21 protein-coding genes are annotated in these 19,051 nt (G+C 57.5%); 18 read left to right on the forward strand and 3 right to left on the reverse strand.

Annotated elements, in window-relative coordinates:
• The first annotated feature begins 42 nt into the window (after positions 1-42).
• Positions 43-648, forward strand: coding sequence for an RNA polymerase sigma factor (locus RHEC894_RS03825; RefSeq protein WP_085736310.1), 606 nt, complete (start codon positions 43-45; stop codon positions 646-648).
• Positions 645-1,448, forward strand: a complete 804-nt coding sequence (locus RHEC894_RS03830) for a Fis family transcriptional regulator (protein WP_085736311.1) — start codon at positions 645-647, stop codon at positions 1,446-1,448. Before RHEC894_RS03825 ends, RHEC894_RS03830 begins: the two co-directional genes overlap by 4 nt.
• Before the next feature lie 45 nt (positions 1,449-1,493).
• On the opposite strand, the gene RHEC894_RS32850 is transcribed toward RHEC894_RS03830, so the two are convergent.
• From RHEC894_RS32850 to RHEC894_RS03840, 3 genes are all read right to left on the reverse strand, one after another.
• Complete coding sequence (locus RHEC894_RS32850) at positions 1,494-1,643, reverse strand: hypothetical protein (RefSeq protein ID WP_164517662.1); 150 nt, start codon at positions 1,641-1,643, stop codon at positions 1,494-1,496.
• Complete coding sequence (locus RHEC894_RS03835) at positions 1,627-3,552, reverse strand: EAL domain-containing protein (protein ID WP_245339494.1); 1,926 nt, start codon at positions 3,550-3,552, stop codon at positions 1,627-1,629. The genes RHEC894_RS32850 and RHEC894_RS03835 overlap by 17 nt, the downstream gene beginning before the upstream one ends.
• Before the next feature lie 453 nt (positions 3,553-4,005).
• Positions 4,006-4,794: a glycosyltransferase family 2 protein gene (locus tag RHEC894_RS03840; protein ID WP_085736315.1), complete on the reverse strand. Its 789-nt coding sequence runs from the start codon at positions 4,792-4,794 to the stop codon at positions 4,006-4,008.
• Positions 4,795-5,044: 250 nt separating this feature from the next.
• Here RHEC894_RS03840 and rfbA point away from each other — a divergent pair, with 250 nt between their 5' ends.
• The 16 genes from rfbA to RHEC894_RS03920 all read left to right on the forward strand — a co-directional run bounded on the left by rfbA (position 5,045) and on the right by RHEC894_RS03920 (position 19,050).
• Positions 5,045-5,956, forward strand: coding sequence for a glucose-1-phosphate thymidylyltransferase RfbA (rfbA, locus tag RHEC894_RS03845; protein WP_085738844.1), 912 nt, complete (start codon positions 5,045-5,047; stop codon positions 5,954-5,956).
• Positions 5,957-5,980: 24 nt separating this feature from the next.
• Entirely contained in the window at positions 5,981-6,355 is a 375-nt protein-coding gene (locus tag RHEC894_RS03850) for an FdtA/QdtA family cupin domain-containing protein (RefSeq protein WP_010068111.1), read from the forward strand.
• A gap of 1 nt (position 6,356) precedes the next feature.
• On the forward strand, positions 6,357-7,463 hold the full coding sequence (locus tag RHEC894_RS03855; protein ID WP_085736317.1) for a DegT/DnrJ/EryC1/StrS family aminotransferase: 1,107 nt from the start codon (positions 6,357-6,359) through the stop codon (positions 7,461-7,463).
• Entirely contained in the window at positions 7,460-8,338 is an 879-nt protein-coding gene (locus RHEC894_RS03860; RefSeq protein WP_085736318.1) for an ABC transporter permease, read from the forward strand. Before RHEC894_RS03855 ends, RHEC894_RS03860 begins: the two co-directional genes overlap by 4 nt.
• Positions 8,338-9,657, forward strand: coding sequence for an ABC transporter ATP-binding protein (locus tag RHEC894_RS03865; protein ID WP_085736320.1), 1,320 nt, complete (start codon positions 8,338-8,340; stop codon positions 9,655-9,657). The genes RHEC894_RS03860 and RHEC894_RS03865 overlap by 1 nt, the downstream gene beginning before the upstream one ends.
• Positions 9,654-10,634, forward strand: coding sequence for an NAD-dependent 4,6-dehydratase LegB (locus tag RHEC894_RS03870; protein ID WP_085736321.1), 981 nt, complete (start codon positions 9,654-9,656; stop codon positions 10,632-10,634). The genes RHEC894_RS03865 and RHEC894_RS03870 overlap by 4 nt, the downstream gene beginning before the upstream one ends.
• The gene (locus tag RHEC894_RS03875; protein ID WP_085736323.1) at positions 10,627-11,340 is read left to right on the forward strand and encodes a nucleotidyltransferase family protein; all 714 of its coding nucleotides are present in this window, start codon (positions 10,627-10,629) and stop codon (positions 11,338-11,340) included. Before RHEC894_RS03870 ends, RHEC894_RS03875 begins: the two co-directional genes overlap by 8 nt.
• Positions 11,333-12,178, forward strand: coding sequence for an NAD(P)-dependent oxidoreductase (locus RHEC894_RS03880; protein WP_085736325.1), 846 nt, complete (start codon positions 11,333-11,335; stop codon positions 12,176-12,178). Before RHEC894_RS03875 ends, RHEC894_RS03880 begins: the two co-directional genes overlap by 8 nt.
• 1 nt (position 12,179) lies before the next feature.
• Positions 12,180-13,250, forward strand: coding sequence for a radical SAM protein (locus tag RHEC894_RS03885; RefSeq protein WP_085736327.1), 1,071 nt, complete (start codon positions 12,180-12,182; stop codon positions 13,248-13,250).
• 73 nt (positions 13,251-13,323) lie between these two features.
• Positions 13,324-14,340 (forward strand): N-acetylneuraminate synthase family protein, encoded by a 1,017-nt coding sequence (locus RHEC894_RS03890; protein WP_085736328.1) that lies wholly within the window; start codon positions 13,324-13,326, stop codon positions 14,338-14,340.
• Positions 14,337-15,014 carry a glycosyltransferase family protein gene (locus tag RHEC894_RS03895; RefSeq protein WP_085736330.1) on the forward strand — a complete coding sequence of 226 codons (678 nt, stop codon included), beginning with the start codon at positions 14,337-14,339 and terminating at the stop codon, positions 15,012-15,014. Before RHEC894_RS03890 ends, RHEC894_RS03895 begins: the two co-directional genes overlap by 4 nt.
• Entirely contained in the window at positions 14,996-15,961 is a 966-nt protein-coding gene (locus RHEC894_RS03900; RefSeq protein WP_085736332.1) for a glycosyl transferase, read from the forward strand. Before RHEC894_RS03895 ends, RHEC894_RS03900 begins: the two co-directional genes overlap by 19 nt.
• Positions 15,958-16,659 (forward strand): WbqC family protein, encoded by a 702-nt coding sequence (locus RHEC894_RS03905; protein ID WP_085736335.1) that lies wholly within the window; start codon positions 15,958-15,960, stop codon positions 16,657-16,659. Before RHEC894_RS03900 ends, RHEC894_RS03905 begins: the two co-directional genes overlap by 4 nt.
• Positions 16,656-17,288, forward strand: coding sequence for a PIG-L deacetylase family protein (locus tag RHEC894_RS03910; protein WP_004677164.1), 633 nt, complete (start codon positions 16,656-16,658; stop codon positions 17,286-17,288). The genes RHEC894_RS03905 and RHEC894_RS03910 overlap by 4 nt, the downstream gene beginning before the upstream one ends.
• Complete coding sequence (locus RHEC894_RS03915) at positions 17,273-18,139, forward strand: hypothetical protein (RefSeq protein ID WP_164517663.1); 867 nt, start codon at positions 17,273-17,275, stop codon at positions 18,137-18,139. Before RHEC894_RS03910 ends, RHEC894_RS03915 begins: the two co-directional genes overlap by 16 nt.
• 44 nt (positions 18,140-18,183) lie before the next feature.
• Positions 18,184-19,050 carry a methyltransferase, TIGR04325 family gene (locus tag RHEC894_RS03920; RefSeq protein WP_245339511.1) on the forward strand — a complete coding sequence of 289 codons (867 nt, stop codon included), beginning with the start codon at positions 18,184-18,186 and terminating at the stop codon, positions 19,048-19,050.
• Position 19,051: the final 1 nt, after the last annotated feature.

A 19,051-nucleotide genomic window follows, 5' to 3' on the forward strand; every position in this document is an offset into this window, starting at 1 on the left:
GCCGGCGTGGGCGGGAAGATGGAACCAGAAAGGCATGTGAGAATGTCGGTCGCGCGCACCCTGTTTCCTGCCTATAGTCACGCGAGAGCGGAATCGCCGGTTCGTCGGGCGGTTCCGAAAGATGCAGGATCGTCGGAGGCGGCCATCGCGAGCGCAGCGGATATCAGGAGCGGCCTGACGGAAAATCTGGCCAGGCTCTGGCGGTATGGTCTGGTTCTCTCGCATCAGCGCGATGTCGCCGACGATCTGGTGCAGGCGACCTGCCTGCGCGCGCTGGAGCGCGCCGATCAGTTCATCCCCGGCACCCGGCTCGATCGCTGGCTGTTTTCGATCCTGCATTCGATCTGGCTGAACGAGATCCGCTCGCGCCGCGTGCGCCAGGGCCAGGGTTTCGTCGATGCCGGCGAGGCGCTGACCTTCGATGGCGCCCACGATACCGAAACCCATGTGATGGCCGCTCAGGTGCTGAAACGGGTGAATGCGCTGCCCGAGGCGCAGAGAACGGTGGTTTTCCTCGCCTATGTCGAAGGACTTTCCTATCGCGAGGTTGCGGGCATACTGGATATTCCGATCGGAACCGTGATGAGCCGGCTGGCGGCCGCCCGCGCCAAGCTCTCCGGCGACGAGCGGGAAGGGGGACGGCAATGAACAAGAGAGACATCATTCCCTCCGACGAGGAGCTCACCGCCTTCATCGACGGCGAACTGACGGCCGAGGAGGCCGCGCGCATCGAAGCCATGGTGAACGAAGACCAGGCCGTCGCCGAGCGGCTGGAATTCCTCGCCCGCGCCAACCTGCCTTTCGAGCAGGCCTTCGCCCCGCTTTTATCGCAGGCCCCGCGCGAGAAACTGGAGAGGATGCTTGCGGCCATCCCCGCGCATGAGAGCGCAAAATCCGCTGCTGCGCCGGCATCCGCCGGCCGCCGCCGCTTCCTCGGCGCACTTGCCGCCTCGCTGGTCGCCGGCATCGCGATCGACCGCGCCGTCATCGGCATGGGACCACGCTTTTCGGCAAAGGACGAAAACAGCGAATGGCGCGCCGTGGTCGCCGATTATATCTCGCTCTATACGCCGGAAACGCTGGCCGGCCCTGTGCCCGCCGGAGACGTCCAGGCCGCTCAGCTCGGCGCCTTCGACGAAAAACTCGGCCTGTCGCTTTCTCCTCAAGCCGTCGCGCTTCCGGGCATCGATTTCAAACGCGCCCTGCTCCTGCAATATGACGGCAAGCCGCTCGCCCAGATCGCCTATCTCGACCCGGAAACCGGGCCGATGGCGCTCTGCATCGTCCGCTCCGATGCCGGCCCCAAGGCGCCGGATGTCGAAAGCCGCAAGGGTATGAACGTCGTCTACTGGTCGAACGGCACGCACGCCTTCATGCTGATCGGCCACGCGCCCGCGGATAGGATGACGGCGATTGCGGATGGAGTGCGGGGGAGGATGGCAGCCTAAGTTATGTGCATTCAGGCCGGCGCATCCGCTGTTGCAGGCTTGCTCTCAATGGCCGACATGACCGACGCAATTCCGGGTAATTTTGGCTTGATGGAGATCGGCCGAGACAGGGCGAACGACGATCAATGCTCCGATGATGACGACGCCGACCAGCGCCGGCGACGAGCAGACCGGCGGGTCAATGAAGCTGAGCATGATTTCGGGGTGATACGTTGGGCCGCACATTCAAAAACGCAGGGATGTCGCCTTCGTGCATCGGCCGCGAATAGAAGTATCCCTGGATCAGGAAGCCGCCGAGTTCTCTGAGCACGGTCAGTTCTTCCCGCGTTTCGACGCCCTCGATGACGCAGTCGAGGCCCATGTCGCGGCCGAGCGCCAGCAGCGACTTGACGATCTTGTAGCTGGCCGGTTTCTGGTGCAGATCGGTCACGAAACTGCGGTCGATCTTGATCTTGGTCAACGGCAGTGCGTGAAGCCGCGAAAGGCTCGAATAGCCGATGCCGAAATCGTCAAGCGATATGCCACAGCCGAGTGCCTTCAAGGTGGTGATCGCGCTTTGAATTTGACCGAAATCGGCGGCGAAGGCCGTCTCGGTAATCTCGAGATCGAGACGTTTGGGATCGAAGCGGCTTGCGTGGATAATGCTGATGAGATGCAGCAAACCTTCCGGCGACGTCAGGTCCTGCGCCGACAAATTGAAGGAAAGCCGGATGCCCGCCGGCCAATTGGCCGCGACAGCGAGGGCTTTTTCGAGAAGCGGCCGCGTTATGCGATTGATGAAGCCCGCCCGCTCGGCGACAGGAATGAACTGAACCGGCGAGACATTTCCGAGAACGGGACTCGCCCAGCGCGCCAGCGCCTCAAATCCGATGGTTTCATCCAGTCGGACATCGACGATCGGCTGAAACACGACACTCAACTCTTCCTGCAGATTGGCCATCTGCAAGACTTGTTCGATCCTGGCATCGCGACGGATTTCCGCATCGTGATCCGAGGAAAACAGGACGGCCCTGCCACGTTTGGTCCGCTTGCCGTGATAAAGCGCGTAGTCGGCACGCTCGAAAAGATCTGCCGCGCTCTTGGCCTTTTCCGGGTAGACCGCAAAGCCGATGGAGCAGGAAATCTGCACGGCGGCTTCCGCAAGGACGAAGGGCACGCGCAGCGCGTTGCACAGGCTTTCGCCGAGGGCCAGCAGTTCGGCCTCGTTCGTTGACCCGGGCATGACCAGCGAAAACTCATCACCGCCGAGTCTGGCGAGATGCATATTCGCTGGGCATAGCCCGGCCAGACGCTGCCCGACTTCGTAGAGCAATTTGTCGCCGATGCCGTGACCATAGAGGTCGTTGACGGGCTTGAAGCCATCGAGATCGATGATGCCGACGGCAAGGCTTTGCCCATTGCTCTCGGCCTCGCTGAAGGCTTCCCCGAGATGGGAAAAGAATGCACGGCGATTGGGAAGCTCAGTGAGGCTGTCGAGATTGGCGAGCCGAAAGTTTTCGTTGCTGAGCGCCTCGGTCTCTATCTTCGCCTCGATCAGCCGGGTGAAATCCCGGTATTGAATGAGAAGGATGACCAGCATGGTGCCGGAAACAAGCCCGGTATTGATGGCGATGGCGATGAAGACGGCATTTCCCGACAGCGCGAAAAAGATGAAGAACGCGCCGTTGACGACGGCAGCCACGGTAAAGGCTGCCGGGCGCAGATGCATCAGGCAGAAAATGACGCCGATAACGGTAATCGCCATGTAGAAGGCCACGTGGCTCTTGGCATAGGCATCGCCGTAAGGAAACAACAGAAAAGCCCAGCCGGTGAAGGCGACGGCGATGATGCTGGCGAGGCGATTGGTGCGCGCGAGCGCCCGCGCGGCGACCTCATGGGTCGGCGCGATCCGCAGGGAACGCGACCAGGACAGGATACGAAGGGCGCAAACCAATGTCAGAACGATCGGGATATAGACGGCCAGCCAGGCGGGCGCGACCGACATATGGGTCGCGGCCAGCACCCACGTATTGGTCAGGAGAATGACATACATGAGCGGCAGCTGATAGGAGAAGGCCCTGTACTGCGCCTTGAGCAATTCCGGCTTGTCCAGAGGTATGGACATGAACGCCCGAACCTTCGCGAGCCTGCTCGTCAGCGGGATCGGCTGTCTTGTCATGGATCCGCGCTCTGCCCGACTTTCTTGTAGACCATGGTCACTTGCATAATTCTCATGAAGCTGAACGGAACGGCTTCGGTGAATAAACAAGTCGCAGTGCCGTTTTCCGGCCAGCCACGACGGTTCTATCGGCTTCGGGATCATTGTTTGAAAGATGCAATCGACTCATTCGATCGCATGTGGGCCTGTTGCCGACCGATCGGTTGCGTCCCTGACTTAAATCAAGTCGTGGACAGGCAGCCTGCCGGACGTCTGGCCTTGCGCTGTCGATTTAAGCGCAGAATGCGTTAATGCTTCTGCATCGCGGACCGGATGCGGGCAGGATTATTCGCAAAGTGGATATCAAGTTCGCAAAGCGGCTGCCGGTGCCGCATGAAATCCAACGCGGCAAGTCCGCTGCTAGCGATTTCGTGTCAGGAACTGACCGAGGCGGTTCACAAGCTTCGATGCCCAGAACAGAGGGACCGAGACCTTGAGGCCATGGCCGGCAAGCGCGCGCAGCACTTCCTTGTTCTGACGCGATATGTTTTGGACGTTTTTGTTTGTCGCGCCCCCCAGGCGCATCCTGACCAGCACGCGGGGGATATAAATGGTTTTGATGCGCGCAACTTCCAGAAATCGCATCATCAGCTCGACGTCGGCTGCCAGCCGATAACGCAGATCGAACGTCCCAAACCGGCCATAGATGCGACGCCGAACATAGAATGTCGGATGCGGCGGACACCAGCCGCGCGCAAAGGAACCGGGTTGAAACGCACAGGATTTCCAATAGCGGACTTTGCGATCGGTATGCTGGTTGGAAACATAGATGAGATCGCCATAGCAGCCGTCATAGGTTTCGTCTTCCAGCGCAGCCGCCACGGTTTCGAGGGAGCCGCTGCTCTCGAAAGTGTCATCCGCGTTCAAGAAGCCGACGATGTCGCCGCTCGCAAGGCCAACCCCCTTGTTCATCGCCTCATAGATGCCTCCGTCCCGTCCCGAAAGTACGCGGCGGTTATCCGCCGGCGCCGCAGCGATAATGGCGAGCGTGGAATCGCTTGACCCACCGTCGATAATGATGTGCTCGAAGTCGCGGTAGGTTTGAGCGTCGATGGACCGCAACGTATCGGCAATGGTCTGCTCTGCGTTCCAGCAAACAGTGATGAGGCTTATCCGGGGCGGGCGTGGATCGGCAGTGTTTGCGGCCATTTTGACGGGTGTCTTGCTCACATTCTAAAGGGCGAAATCTAGCCAAACCGTAGCAGACGGAAAGGCGGCGTCGCAATCCAGTACTGCAGATTACCTTAGATCAATACTGGATTGATGCGCGATTGGGCCACTTCGCGTCTCGGTAAGTGCATTGCATGCCGATCAATCTATCTGTAGTGAGCAGTGTCGAACAGTGATCGTCATCACGGCAGGCTCGTGAATGCGGATTTATCAGGTTGCGGGAGGTCTCTTGTCTTCGAAGAAAAAGCTGCGCAAGGGCATCTTGCTCGCCGGTGGCTCGGGCACCCGGCTCCATCCGGCGACCCTCGCCATTTCGAAGCAACTTCTTCCGGTTTTTGACAAGCCGATGATCTACTATCCCCTGTCAACGCTGATGCTGGCAGGTATCCGGGATATCCTGATTATTTCTACGCCGCAGGACACGCCGCGTTTTGAACAGCTGCTGGGTGATGGCGCCCAATGGGGATTGAATCTTCAATATGCCGTGCAGGCCGCGCCGGAAGGAATTCCCCAGGCATTCTCGATCGGCAAAGAATTCATCGGGCGAGAGGCTACTGCCCTCGTGCTGGGAGATAATATCTTTTACGGCAACCTCCTGACTCATGATTTATCCGCGGCATCCGCGAGATCGGACGAAGCGACGATCTTCGCGTATAAAGTCCACGATCCCGAACGGTATGGGGTGGTGGAATTTGACGGTCAGGGCAAAGTCCTTACTTTGGAGGAAAAGCCGTCCAGGCCGCGGTCTTCTTACGCGGTGACTGGTTTATATTTCTACGACAATGACGTGGTTGACATCGCTGCCGGTTTGAAACCATCGCCGCGCGGCGAAACCGAAATAACCGATATCAATCGGCATTATTTATCGGCCGGCAGGCTGAATGTTGCCGTCCTGGGACGGGGGCATGCTTGGCTTGATACGGGCACGCATGACTCGCTCCTTGAAGCCAGCCAGTTCATTGCCACCATCGAGCGGCGCCAGGGGCTGAAGATTGCCTGCCCCGAAGAAATCGCCTTTCATTTGGAATATATAGATGCCGAGCAGTTGCTAAGGTTGGCAGCTCCACTTGAAAAGAGCTCTTACGGTCGATACCTCATCAGCCTCGTGAGGGAGCCAGCTCCGCATTTCCCACCCGGCTGAACCGGCAAAACTGGAAAACCAATCTTGTCTGCTTTTACCCTGCTTACGTTAAAGACGATGTCCGACGGACGAGGCGCGCTGACCGTCATGGATGGCATACTGCCATTTCCAGTCGTCCGGAGCTTCTGGATCTATGGAGCCGACGGATATACACGCGGCGGCCATCGTCATCACCAGACCCGACAGGCGTTGGTGGCGATTTCGGGAAGCGTGATGATTTTGATGGACGATGGAAAAGCGAGGGAAGAGATCACCTTGTCCTCACCGGACCAGTGCCTGCTGGTGGAGCCAAGGGACTGGCACGAAATGACCTTCGGTCCCGGTTCGATCCTGCTCGTTTTTGCCTCTCGCGGATACGATAAGGACGACTACATCGACACTCCCTATGAACGGCTCTGAGATGATTGAGTATGAAAGTCTTGCGCAAGCCAACCGCGCGCTGATGGAAGAGTTGGAAGCAGTTGCTTCGCGCGTCATTCGTTCCGGGTGGTACATACTTGGCAATGAAGTCTCCTCTTTCGAGGCCGAATTCGCCACCTTTGCGGAAAGCAAACATTGCATCAGCGTGGCCAATGGTCTGGATGCGCTGATCCTGTCGATCGAAGCGCTCGACCTGCCGAAAGGCAGCGAGATCATGGTCGCCTCCAATACCTATATAGCCACTATTCTGGCAATTCTTCGCGCCGGCCACACACCCGTTCTGGTGGAGCCCGAACGCGAAACCTTCAATATCGATCCGGAGCGCCTTCCTGCGGCGCTGACACGCGCGACGCAGGCAATCTGTGTGACGCATCTTTTCGGCAAAGCCTGCCGGATGACCGAGATCGCCGCGTTTGCAAGCCAGCACGGTCTCACGGTGATCGAGGATTGTGCGCAGTCTCACGGCGCGCGCTACGACGGCAAGCTGACTGGCACCTTTGGAATTGCCGGCTGCTTCAGCTTCTATCCAACCAAGAATCTTGGAGCTCTCGGAGATGCGGGCGCGATCGTCACGGATGATGACGCATTTGCAGATCGCTTGCGACACATGCGCAACTACGGCTCGAAGAAAAAATATGAGAACGCCTATATAGGTGTAAATTCCAGGCTTGATGAGATGCAGGCGGCATTCCTGCGCGTCAAGCTGCGTCACCTCGATCAGGTGACTGAACATAAGCGGGCACTGGCCGATATCTATTTTGCCAATCTGCCTGAATGGCTTGCGCAGCCGCTTCGTCGACCTGCTGAGTATGATGTGTTCCATATCTTCGGGATACGGCACCCGGCGCGTGACGAATTGCGTCAATGGCTGCTCGATAACGGGGTCAAGACCGAAATACATTATCCGATCGCGCCGCATAGGCAGAAGGCAATGCAAGGCATTCTTTCCGGCGCTTATCCCATTGCCGATGAGCTGCATGCCACCGAGCTGAGCCTGCCCATTTCGGCCGGGCATAGCATCGACGAGATCGAGCGTGTCTGTAGCCTTCTTGCGGCACTCCCGGAAAAGCTGAAGTTGGCGGCATGACAGAGCACTTGAAAGCACCGGCCCCGGCACGTGCGGATGACGATTGGGATATCGTCATCAAGCCCTCCAGGGGCAATACGCCGGATCTCCGCCTTGTCTGGCAATATCGCGATCTCGTCTGGATGTTTTTCAAGCGGGATTTCACGACATTTTACAAACAGACCATTCTCGGGCCGGCCTGGTACATCATTCAACCATCGCTGACGGCGTTGACCTATTATGTCGTGTTCGGAAAAATAGCCAATCTTTCCACGGATGGCCTTCCGCCCTTCCTCTTTTACATGTCGGGCACGATCATCTGGAGCTATTTTTCCGTCTGCCTGGCCAATAACTCCGACGTCTTCTCGAAGAATTCCAATCTGTTTGGAAAGGTTTACTTTCCCAGACTTGTGGTGCCGGTATCCGTTGCAATGAGCGGCCTTGTCGCCTTTGCGATCCAGTTCCTGCTCCTGCTGACGGTTTCCATCGGGTTGAAAATTGCCAATCCCGATCTGGTCCTGAGCTATTGGTTCCTGCTTCTGACGCCATTGGTGCTGCTCTACATCGCAGTGCTGGGCATCGGTGCCGGGCTTGTCGTTTCGGCGCTAACGGTCCGTTTCCGCGATCTCGTCTACGCCGTCGGGTTCATGACGCAACTGTGGATGTATGCTACACCGATCGTGTACCCTTTCAGCCAGATTCCGGAACGGTATCATTGGTTTTACTATATCAATCCAATGACGACCCCGGTTCAAACCTTCCGCTGGGCGCTGTTTGATGCCCCCGGCTTGCCCGTCGGTCTTTGTCTTGTCAACCTTGCGGTGACTGTCGCAATCACCCTATGCGGGCTGGCGCTTTTTTCACGGGCGGAAGCCAACGCGATGGACACCGTCTGATGAACGATATCGTTATTCGAGCGGAGCACGTCAGTAAGCTCTATCGTCTCGGCGTGATCAATCACGGCACCCTTTATCGCGACCTTCAGAGCTGGTGGGCGAAGTGGCGCAATCTTCCGGATCCGAATGTTTCCGTGTCAGATTACGCGTCCGAGCGCCGCAAGGAATCCCGACTCAACGGAGATATCTTCCATGCGTTGGATGATGTCTCCTTCGAAGTCGGGCACGGCGAGATCGTTGGGATTATCGGCAGGAACGGGGCCGGAAAATCTACGCTGCTGAAGGTGATGTCGCGGATCACCATGCCCAATTCGGGTTTCATAGGAATACGAGGCAGAATTGCCAGCCTGCTTGAGGTCGGCACCGGATTTCATCCGGAACTCACCGGCCGGGAGAATGTCTATCTCAACGGCGCCATACTCGGCATGAGCCGTGCCGAGGTCAGATCGAAATTCGACGAAATCGTCGAGTTTGCGGAGATTGGCGAATTCATCGATACGCCAGTGAAGCGGTATTCCTCCGGCATGTATGTGCGTCTGGCCTTCTCCGTCGCGGCGCATCTCGAACCGGAGATCCTCTTGGTTGATGAGGTGCTGGCCGTCGGCGACGTCAACTTCCAAAACAAATGCATGGGGCGAATGCAGGAAGTCACGAAGACTGGCCGAACGATCATTTTCGTCAGCCACAACATGACGGCGATCAGCAGCATCTGCCCGAAGTCGATTTTGATGGCCGACGGCAAGGTCGCGGCAATGGGCGATACCGCAGATGTGATAAAGGCCTATCTCGATCGTCCTGAATTCGGCGGCACCGCAAGTTACTCGGTCAATCCCGAGGACATCGACGGAAAGGCCGTCATATGTCGCGTTGCGGTACTGAACGAGAAGGACGAGATTTCGGAAACGGTGGAACTGTCGAAGGGCTTCTCCGTCGAGGTCGAATACGAGTTGAGGGAACCTCTTTCCGGCCTCTCGGTCGGGATGCAGATCAAGATGGAGGACGGCTACACAACGCTCGTCAGCCTCTCAGATCCCGAGCTCGACGTCAGCCGCCTGGACGCCCGGCCTGCCGGTTATTATCGGGCCCGTGTGAAATTTCCCGGATACCTCCTCAACACCGGCACCTTTTACGTGCGGTTGGGCATATCGAGTCGATTCTCGATATATTCCGTCGCCGAGGGTATCCGGTTCGACGTGGAGGATAATGTCGGAATTATCCAGATGCTCGGCCAACAACGGAAGCCGTCGATTTCGGCGATACAGTTGCCTTGGGAGGTCGAGAAGGTCTTCCAGCGCGATTCTGAAGGTGTTTTGAAATGAAGAAGGCGCTTGTCACCGGAGCAGATGGGTTCATCGGCTCTCATCTTGTCGAGACGCTGGTGAGATCGGGCGTGGAAGTCCGCGCGCTCTGCCAGTACAACTCGTTTTCCAGTTGGGGCTGGCTCGATCAGTCCGAATATCGCGGTAAGTTCGAGGTGATCCTCGGAGACGTCCGCGATCCCTCGCAGATGCGCTCAGTCGCCAAAGGTGTCGACACGATCTTTCACCTTGCCGCTCTGATCGCGATTCCCTATTCCTATCAGGCTCCCTCAAGCTATATCGACACCAATGTGCATGGGACACTGAACGTTCTTCAAGGCGCTCTCGACGCCGGTGTCGGAAGAGTGATCCAGACCTCGACGAGCGAAGTCTACGGCACGGCGCGTTTTGTGCCGATCAGCGAAAGCCATCCGCTACAGGCGCAGTCGCCCTATTCGGCGTCCAAAATCGGCGCCGATGCGATCGCTTACAGCTATCACTCGAGCTTCGATCTGCCGGTGACAATCGCACGGCCTTTCAACACATATGGCCCGAGGCAATCCGCCAGAGCGGTTATTCCGACCGTCATTTCGCAGCTCCTGAGCGGGCGGACGACGCTGAAACTTGGCGCGCTTTCACCCACGCGGGATTTCAATTTCGTGCAGGATACGTGCGACGGCTTTCTGGCGCTCGCAGGCTGTGACGAAGCCGTTGGGCAGACAGTCAATATCGGCTCCGGCAGCGAGATCTCGATCGGCGATACGGTTCGGCTGATCGCCGACATCATCGGCGTCAGCGTCGAGATCGAATGCGACGAACAGCGTTTGCGTCCTGTAAACAGCGAAGTGGAACGTTTGTGCTGCGACAACAGCCTGATCAAGTCTCTAACGGGATTTTCGCCCCGCTATAGCTTGGAAGAAGGTCTGAAGGCGACGGTCGAATGGCTGCGTCAGCCGCAGAATCTGGCGCGGTATAAGGCGGATATCTTCAATGTCTAGACGCGCGGTCATTCTGGCAGGCGGAATGGGAACGCGGTTGCGGCCTTACACCGTCGTGCTTCCAAAGCCGCTGATGCCGATCGGCGATTATCCCATTCTCGAGGTCATCATTCGTCAGCTGATAGCAGGTGGCTTTCAGCACATAACGCTCGCCGTCAACCATCAGGCCGAACTGATCAAGGCGTTTTTCCAGGATGGCGACAAGTGGGGCGTACGCATCGACTATTCGCTCGAGGACGAGCCGCTTGGCACGATGGGGCCGCTGCGGCTGATCAAGGATCTGCCGGACAATTTCCTGGTCATGAACGGCGACATCCTGACGGACCTGAACTATGCCGATTTTCACGATTCCCATGTCCGTGACGGCAATATATTCACGATTTCGTCCAAGACACGCCAGCATCGCATCGATTACGGCGTGCTCGACACCAGCGAGAGCGGGCTGCTGACCGGCTTTCGCGAGAAGCCGACGGCCGAATACAAGGTCAGCATGGGCGTCTATATGGTGTCGTCGGGGGCCGTCGAACACATACCGCAGCGGGGCGCCTACGGCTTTGACCAGTTGATGCTCGATCTTCTGGCGGCAGGAAAACCTGCCACGGTTCGAGATTTTGCGGGCTATTGGCTCGATATCGGAAGGCCTGACGATTATGCCTTGGCGATCGAGCAGTTCGAATCCATGCAGTCCAGGTTCCTGAATGGTTGATGCGATCGTCACCGGAGCTGGCGGTTTTCTCGGGAAGCGTCTGGCCGAAAAGCTTGGGCGGGACGGCTTCGATGTGCTTGCACTTGACCGGACGCATGGCGACATAAGCGAGGAAGGGATGTGGCAGGAGCTCCCTGCGGCGCCTATGCTGTTTCATCTGGCCGGCAGGACGTTCGTTCCCGACAGCTGGACGCAAGGCCCGAGCTTCATGGCCGCCAATGTTGTCGGTACGCAGCATGCTCTGAACTGGTGCAAGCGCCACAAGGCCAAGCTCGTATTCGCAAGCGCCTATGTGTACGGAGTGCCGGAGCGACTGCCGATCCAGGAAAGCGATCCGGTCAGACCGAATAACCCCTACGCGCTTTCCAAGCATCTTGCCGAGCAACTCTGTGAGTTCGCTGCCACACACGAGCAAATACCGGTCGTGGTATTGCGGCTTTTCAATATATATGGGGCTGGGCAGCGCCCGGAGTTCCTGATACCGACGCTTCTGAACCGGATACGGGCAAAGCAGGACATACAGGTCATGGACCTCAGTCCGCGGCGGGACTACGTCTTCGTTGACGATGTTCTGAGCGCCTTCGCCAAGGCCATGGACGTTCCGGAAGGTTACCACTGCATCAATATCGGCTCCGGCAGGTCGTATTCGGTGCAGGAATTAATCGATATCTTGCAAGAAGCCGCCGGCACTGCTCTACCTGTAGTGTCATCTTGCGCCGTTCGGCGGAATGAAATACCTGACGTGCGAGCCGATATTACAAGGGCTCGCGCTGTTCTTGGATGGCGGCCGGAATGGGATCTGCCGGCCGGAATCCGCGAACTGATGAAGGAGTCGTAAATTGAACGAGCGTTACGTTCCGATCAACAAAGGCAACTACTCGATGGACACGGACGAGCGCGAAGCCGCGTTCGACAGATACCGTGGCGAGGGTTGGGAAGCCGAATACGCGGACTACCGTCGCAAGTGGTCGGAATATGCCCTGAACCAGCATGTTTCGGATTATCCGCTGCTGGTCGATCTCGAGCTGGCGTCGATCTGCAATCTGCGTTGCCCGATGTGCTATACGATCAGCGACGAGTTCAAGAAGAGCGTCAACACGACCCGGATGGACTGGGACCTCTATTGCCGCATCATCGATGAGATCGGCGGCAAGGTTCCGGCGATCCGTCTGTCACTGCGCGGCGAGGCGACTTTGCACAAGCGCTTCGCCGACTGTGTGCGCTATGCCAAGGACCATGGGATCAAGGAAGTCTCGACGCTCACGCATGGCTTCAAGCTCAACAGAGACTATTTCGCCCAGCTCGTCGATGCCGGCATCGACTGGATCACCGTTTCGATCGACGGCACCGGCGAGACCTACGAGAAGATACGCAAGCCGATCAAATTTCAGGCACTGCTCGACAAGATCAAAGACATAAAGAAATACAAGGACGAGCGCGGCCTCCACCGTCCTGTCATCAAGGTGCAGGGCATCTGGCCGGCGATCCGGGAAAATCCCGATCTCTATTACGACACCTTCGCGCCTCACGTGGATCTCGTCGCCTTCAATCCGCTGATTGATTACCTCGGCAACGATTCAGACATCGCCTATCTCGACAACTTCACCTGCCCGCAGCAGTACCAGCGTTTGGTCATCGGTGCCGATGGATTGGTCATGAAGTGCTCGAACGACGAAGAAAACCGCGAGGTTATCGGCAACGCGAACACCGAAACCGTGCACCAGATATGGCACGGGGAAAAAATGAACGCCGTCCGTGCTCTGCACAAGGAACCGCAGGGCTTCCTGAAGAGCGAGGTCTGCCGCAGGTGCTACCTGCCGAGAGAGACCAACGACGAAACCGCACAGATTTGCGGCAGACAGGTCATTGTCCGGAATTACGTCGACCGGAACCAGGAAATCGGGCGATAGGCGGCAGATTGGGCCGGGGCACCCACCAGGGCGCCAGGCAATTTTGCCGCTCGTGAATTACAGGGAGTGACGAATGTTCCGCAACTACCGGCCTGATCGCTGCTATATCATAGCCGAGATCGGCGGCAACTTTACGACGTTTGATCAGGCAAAGCGCCTGATCGACGAGGCAAAGGCGTCAGGCGTGGATGCCGTCAAGCTGCAGACCTATCGGGCGGAGACGCTGTCGAGCCGCAATGCCATGTTTGATATGGAAAACACTGGCGTTACCTCGCAATTCGAACTCTTCCGTAAATATGAAATCGGACACGAGCTTCATGAAGCGGTTTTCCGCTATGCCGAGGAGCATGGGCTGGACTGGTTTTCGTCGCCGTCCCATGAAACCGATGTCGATCTGCTCGAGAAGTGTGGGGTCGGCGCCCACAAAGTCGGTTCGGACGATGCGGTCAACATCCCCTTTCTCCGCTATCTGGCAAAAACGGGCAAGCCGATCATTCTGTCGACCGGGATGTCGACGCTCGAAGAAGTTCGGGAATCCGTTGCAGCTATCAAGGAAGCCGGCAACGACAAGCTCATTCTGCTGCATGCCATCACAAGCTATCCGACGCATCCGGAAAATGTGAATCTGGGCGCAATGCAAACGATGATGGAGGCGTTCCCGGAGCTCGACGTTGGCTATTCCGACCACACATTGAACCCTGTCGCGAGCCTATGTGCGGTCGCAATGGGAGCCCGCGTCATCGAGCGGCATTTCACCTACGACAAGGCCGCCGACGGTCCCGATCATATGCTTTCGGCTGATCCAGCCGAGATGAAATGGCTTGTGGACGCAATACGCGCGTTCGAGATCATGAAGGGCAGTGGCCGCAAAGAGCCGGCTGCAAGCGAGGCTACCACCAGGCTGAACAACCGCAAGAGCGTCGTTCTCAATCGACCGCTCAAAGCCGGTGACGTCATCTCCGCCGGCGACATCTCGGTTAAGCGGCCGGGAACGGGGATCGAGCCCAAACATCTCGAAACTCTCGCCGGACGACGAGTGATCAGGAATCTCGACAGCGACGCGGTCCTGCAGTGGAGCGATCTGGCGTGACGCTTGGGATCATCATCCAGGCGCGGATGGGATCGACGCGGCTACCGGGAAAAGTCCTTCGCGACATTGCTGGCAGGCCCCTGCTCGGGCATGTGCTTGGCAGGCTTCAGATGTTGACGCGGCCGGCCAAAATAGTCGTCGCGACATCGACGGCCGGCGAGAACGACATTATCGAAGCTTGGTGCCTCGAGCACGGCGTAAGCTGCTTTCGCGGCGACGAAGCCGATGTTCTCGATCGTTATTTCGAATGTGCAAGGTCGCTTGGGATGTCGGATATCGTGCGATTGACCGCCGATAATCCGTTCACTGATGTCGAGGAGCTGGAGAGGCTGATCGATCTGCACCAGAACCAGGGATTTGACTACACGCACGCGTTCGGCCAATTACCCATCGGCGTCGGCGCCGAGATATTTACCTTCGAAGCCCTGGCGCGCAGTCATCGCGAGGGGAAGCTGCCGCACCATCGCGAACATGTGAACGAATACTTCACCGATCGGCCCGAGCTCTTCAAGATCGGTCAGCTCGATATTCCCTCGGCCAAAGTCTCCCCGAACCTGCGTCTGACGTTGGATACCGAGGAAGACTGGCGACGTGCCTGTGCGCTCGCCGCGCAGGCGGGTGGGACCTGGCTTGGGACAGAGGAAGCGATCAGACTATGTTCGTTTTCTGCATAGAGAGTTCACATGCCCGCGGTATGGGGCATTTGTTCCGGTCGCTAACGCTCGCCACCGAACTGCGTTCGCGCGGTCATTCGGTCCGTTTCCTGGCGAATGACCATCCGAATTCGCTGAGAATCGTTCGGGAGCGCGGCTTTGATGTCGCGCTTTACGATCTCGCCGCCGCCACGGGATGGGAGGAGGCTTTCGTTGACCCCGCCGGTCCGTCACCGATCTGGATCAACGACCGTCTGAACACGCGGCGATCTCATGGCGAAACGATCAAAGGTTTGGGCGCCAAGCTCGTCACCTTTGACGATCGCGGCGATGGCGCGGAACTCGCCGACGTCAACATCTGCGCTCTCCTCTTCGAAAAGACGGAGGATCTGAGGGGCAAGGATGTAAAGCTGGGGGTGGAGTACATGATACTCAATCCTGAAATCGAGAGATATCGCAGAGTCCGACAGGGTCTTGCATCGATCCTCATCACGCTCGGAGGCGCCGATACCTATGGCGTGACGGTCCGCGTCGCCAAATGGCTGAGCAGCAAGCCTTTCCCGGTCACCATCGTCACGGGCCCGAGCTTTCAGCACATGGCCGAGCTTGAAAAGGTCGTCTCGACCGCCCCGCCGGACCGGTTCAAACTGCTGAACCAGGTGCCGTCGCTTGCGGCAGAGATGTATCGGCATGATCTGGCCATTACCGGTGGTGGCGTTACGCCCTTCGAAGCCTGTGCGGCCGGCCTGCCCTGCGTGGTGATCGCCAACGAACCTTTTGAAATCCCTGTGGGCCGGGCTCTTGAACAATTGGGGGCAGCGTTCTTCGCCGGACATCACTCGGAATTCGATCTCGGCATCCTGGAAAAGGCTATTCCCATCAGACGCATGAGCGAGACGGCCATGACCAAGGTCGACCTTGGCGGGGTCGGCCGCGTCGCCGATTTGCTGGAAAGTTTGGCTGCATGACCATGACAGCGGTTATTCATCAGCCGGACTTCGCATCATATCTCGGCTTTTTCCAGCGTTTCCTGAACGCCGACCTCTACATCGTTCTGGATCACGTTCAGTTCGTCCATGGCACGAGCAAAAGCTGGACGCACCGCGATAAGATAAAGACGGCGCAAGGCGACCGCTGGCTCACCGTCGGAATCAGAAAGCCAAGCTTCGGCACACTGATCAATGCGGTGGAGCTGGCACCGGGCACCGGATGGATAGACCAGAACCTTTCGCTGCTTCGTGAAAACTATCGCAAGTCCGCCGGCTGGAGCGAAGTCTTTCCCCGCATCGAAGCCCTCTACGGCAAGCGGTTCGACCTCTTGGCTGATTTCAATATGCATTTCCTGGACGGTATTCTGGATATGCTTGAAATCACCATGCCGACGGTGCGATCAAGCACTCTAAGCCCAGTGGGTCATAGGAATGAGTTGCTTGTCGAACTGCTGCGCAAGGTCGGAGCAACACGTTATCTCTCGGGTCTCGGGGCGCGCGGCTATATGCAGCCGGAACTGTTCGAGGCAGCCGGAATCGAAATCGAATGGCAGCATTTCGTCCATCCGGTTTATCCACAGCCCTTCGGCGATTTCATTCCCTATCTCAGTATTCTCGACACACTGCTGAATTGTGGTATTGCAGGCACGCGTGACCTGCTCTGGAGTTGCAAATGAATATTCTCGCGATCGGTGCCCATTTTGACGACGTTGAGCTCGGCTGCGGTGGCGCCCTGGCGCGCCATACAGCAAACGGCGACACGGTTTACGTCTATGTCGCGACCGTATCCGGCTTTTCCAACCAATATGACCAGTCGGTCCGCAGCAGCCAGGTCGCCAGAGCGGAGGCGGATGCCGCGATGGAAATCCTCGGCGTCCAAAAGATGTTTTGCGGCGAGTTCAAGACGCTCCAGATCGAATTCGTCGATCCTCTGAATATCGAGATTCTCAAGCTGGTGCAGGATCTGAAGATCGATATGGTTTATACCCACTGGGTTGGCGACATCCACCATGACCACCTGGCTCTGTCGCGCGCATCACTGCACAGCTGCCGTCATGTGCCGCGCCTTCTGATGTACCGCAGCAACTGGTATCATTCGACGGTCGATTTCCGGGGAAATTTCTACGTCGACATCACCGCCCATTGGGACCAGAAGGAAAAGGCGATCCTCGCCCATGAATCCGAGATGGAGCGCACCGGCCGCAAATGGGTGAGCTTCTTCCGCAATGAAGCCGAGAACGCCGGCCAGCGGATCGGTGTAAAATACGCCGAAGTCTTCGAGGTGGTGAAGTGGCTGCAGCCTTGAGAAAGATTTTGACCTTTGGCTCCATGCTGCTCCCCTATGGTGTGCATGAGCTGAACCGCAGGCTAAAAAATCGTCACAAGTTATCTGCTGATGTCGCGAGATCGTTGGCGGAAAATAGACAGCTTGCTGGTCTGCACGCGGGGCAGCGCTGTTTTATTTTAGGCAATGGCCCGAGCGTCAAGGGCTTGGATCTGTCGCGACTTCAAGGTCAGACCGTCATAACTGTTTCCAACGGCTATCTGCACTCCGATTTTGACAAGTTCCAGTCGCGTTATCATTGTGTTCCGCAAATTACCTACGGATTGATGACATCGGAGGACGTGGTCCGCTGGTTCGACGAGATGCACTCGCATCTGGGAGGAGCGGAACTGTTCCTCAGTTCCACGGAAGCGGAGCTCGTTCGGAAGCACAATCTGTTTCCAGGGCGACCGGTTCGGTATCTCATGCTGGGCGAAAGCTTCGATGAAAGACCATCAGTGGAAATCGTTGATATCTCTCGACCGGTGCCGCGTGTCGATTCAGTGCCGGTGATGGCCTTGATGATAGCGATGTATCTTGGTTTCAAAGAGATCATCCTGCTTGGCGTCGACCATGATCGTTTCCTGTCAACAACCTACGAATACGCGTTCGAACTCAAGGTGCAGAAGGGAAAAGATATCACCGTAAATGCGGACGGCACTCCGAGAACGACCCGTCACGACGACTTTCAGCAGGCGGCGCGGCTGTGGCGGCAGTATCGAGCCATCGCAAATATTGCGAACGCGAATGGCATCCGCGTCGTCAATTCCACACCCGGCGGAGCACTGGACGAATTTGAGCGACAGCCGTTCGAAGCCTGGTTCGAGAAATGAGGCACATTGGATTTTCGCTCCCGGGTTTTCACTGTTTGCTTGAGGTGACGCGGGATTCGCCGCGGGCTCGTGAACAGGACGTCTGGAGCGAGTTTCGGCGTCACAACATCTTCTTCGACGGCCCCTACAAAGATTGGCATTCGGCCAAGGCTGCTTCGGACGGATATGATGCGCCGGCTATTCTTGCCAAGGTCCTTGACGCGACACGCGCAGTTGTTCAGGGCCGTGCGGCCTACGAGCGAGACACCGTCGTCTTCACGGAAAGAAGCTACTCGCACCCTCTGCTCGCCTGGCTTCTCTATGTCGCGTCCCGATCCGACCTTCGTTTGAGGGTGGTCGATATTGGGGGCGCTTTGGGAAGTTCCTATTTCCAACACCGTTCGGCCCTGACGCATCTTGCGGAACTGAATTGGTGCATTGTCGAGCAGCTTCATTTTGTGAGCGCCGGCCGAGTCGAATTCGAAGATGCGGGATTGAGCTTTTCCGATAACCTGGATGAGGCAATAGATCGCGTGAGGCCCAACGTCGTTCTGCTCTCTGGTGTTCTTCAATATCTTGAATACCCTGATGAATATCTCGAGGATCTTCTGTCGAGAGGCGTCAAGTTCATAATTGTCGACAGGACGGCGGCGCAGTTCGATGTCGCAGCCGCATCCTTTGTGCAGCATGTGCCGGCGTGGATCTATAGTGCGAGCTATCCGATATGGTTCTTGAACGCGCATGAAATGCAGGCCAGCTTTGCCATGCATGATTATGAGGTTGTGGATCGTTTCCAGCCAGCCGGAACATTTGGCTTAGTGACGCCGCCGCCCTTGCAAGAATTGAAGCGGTGGGGCATTGGCGTTACACGAGCGCCTCAGCAGCACGAATGGCCGTATGTTGGCTGGTTTCTCGAGAAGCTGGAAAGCTAGC

Origin of the sequence: Rhizobium sp. CIAT894 (assembly GCF_000172795.2) — a bacterium.
In the GTDB taxonomy this organism is placed as follows: Bacteria; Pseudomonadota; Alphaproteobacteria; order Rhizobiales; family Rhizobiaceae; genus Rhizobium.

What these genes read in the sequence shown, in the direction of transcription:
- RHEC894_RS32850 (WP_164517662.1), bottom strand. Translation starts at nt 1,643, where the DNA reads ATGCTCAGCTTCATTGACCCGCCGGTCTGCTCGTCGCCGGCGCTGGTC.
- RHEC894_RS03865 (WP_085736320.1), top strand. Translation starts at nt 8,338, where the DNA reads ATGAACGATATCGTTATTCGAGCGGAGCACGTCAGTAAGCTCTATCGT.
- RHEC894_RS03830 (WP_085736311.1), top strand. Translation starts at nt 645, where the DNA reads ATGAACAAGAGAGACATCATTCCCTCCGACGAGGAGCTCACCGCCTTC.
- RHEC894_RS03835 (WP_245339494.1), bottom strand. Translation starts at nt 3,552, where the DNA reads ATGTCCATACCTCTGGACAAGCCGGAATTGCTCAAGGCGCAGTACAGG.
- RHEC894_RS03860 (WP_085736318.1), top strand. Translation starts at nt 7,460, where the DNA reads ATGACAGAGCACTTGAAAGCACCGGCCCCGGCACGTGCGGATGACGAT.
- RHEC894_RS03900 (WP_085736332.1), top strand. Translation starts at nt 14,996, where the DNA reads ATGTTCGTTTTCTGCATAGAGAGTTCACATGCCCGCGGTATGGGGCAT.
- RHEC894_RS03855 (WP_085736317.1), top strand. Translation starts at nt 6,357, where the DNA reads ATGATTGAGTATGAAAGTCTTGCGCAAGCCAACCGCGCGCTGATGGAA.
- RHEC894_RS03890 (WP_085736328.1), top strand. Translation starts at nt 13,324, where the DNA reads ATGTTCCGCAACTACCGGCCTGATCGCTGCTATATCATAGCCGAGATC.
- RHEC894_RS03905 (WP_085736335.1), top strand. Translation starts at nt 15,958, where the DNA reads ATGACCATGACAGCGGTTATTCATCAGCCGGACTTCGCATCATATCTC.
- RHEC894_RS03825 (WP_085736310.1), top strand. Translation starts at nt 43, where the DNA reads ATGTCGGTCGCGCGCACCCTGTTTCCTGCCTATAGTCACGCGAGAGCG.
- RHEC894_RS03875 (WP_085736323.1), top strand. Translation starts at nt 10,627, where the DNA reads ATGTCTAGACGCGCGGTCATTCTGGCAGGCGGAATGGGAACGCGGTTG.
- RHEC894_RS03840 (WP_085736315.1), bottom strand. Translation starts at nt 4,794, where the DNA reads ATGGCCGCAAACACTGCCGATCCACGCCCGCCCCGGATAAGCCTCATC.
- RHEC894_RS03910 (WP_004677164.1), top strand. Translation starts at nt 16,656, where the DNA reads ATGAATATTCTCGCGATCGGTGCCCATTTTGACGACGTTGAGCTCGGC.
- RHEC894_RS03870 (WP_085736321.1), top strand. Translation starts at nt 9,654, where the DNA reads ATGAAGAAGGCGCTTGTCACCGGAGCAGATGGGTTCATCGGCTCTCAT.
- RHEC894_RS03880 (WP_085736325.1), top strand. Translation starts at nt 11,333, where the DNA reads ATGGTTGATGCGATCGTCACCGGAGCTGGCGGTTTTCTCGGGAAGCGT.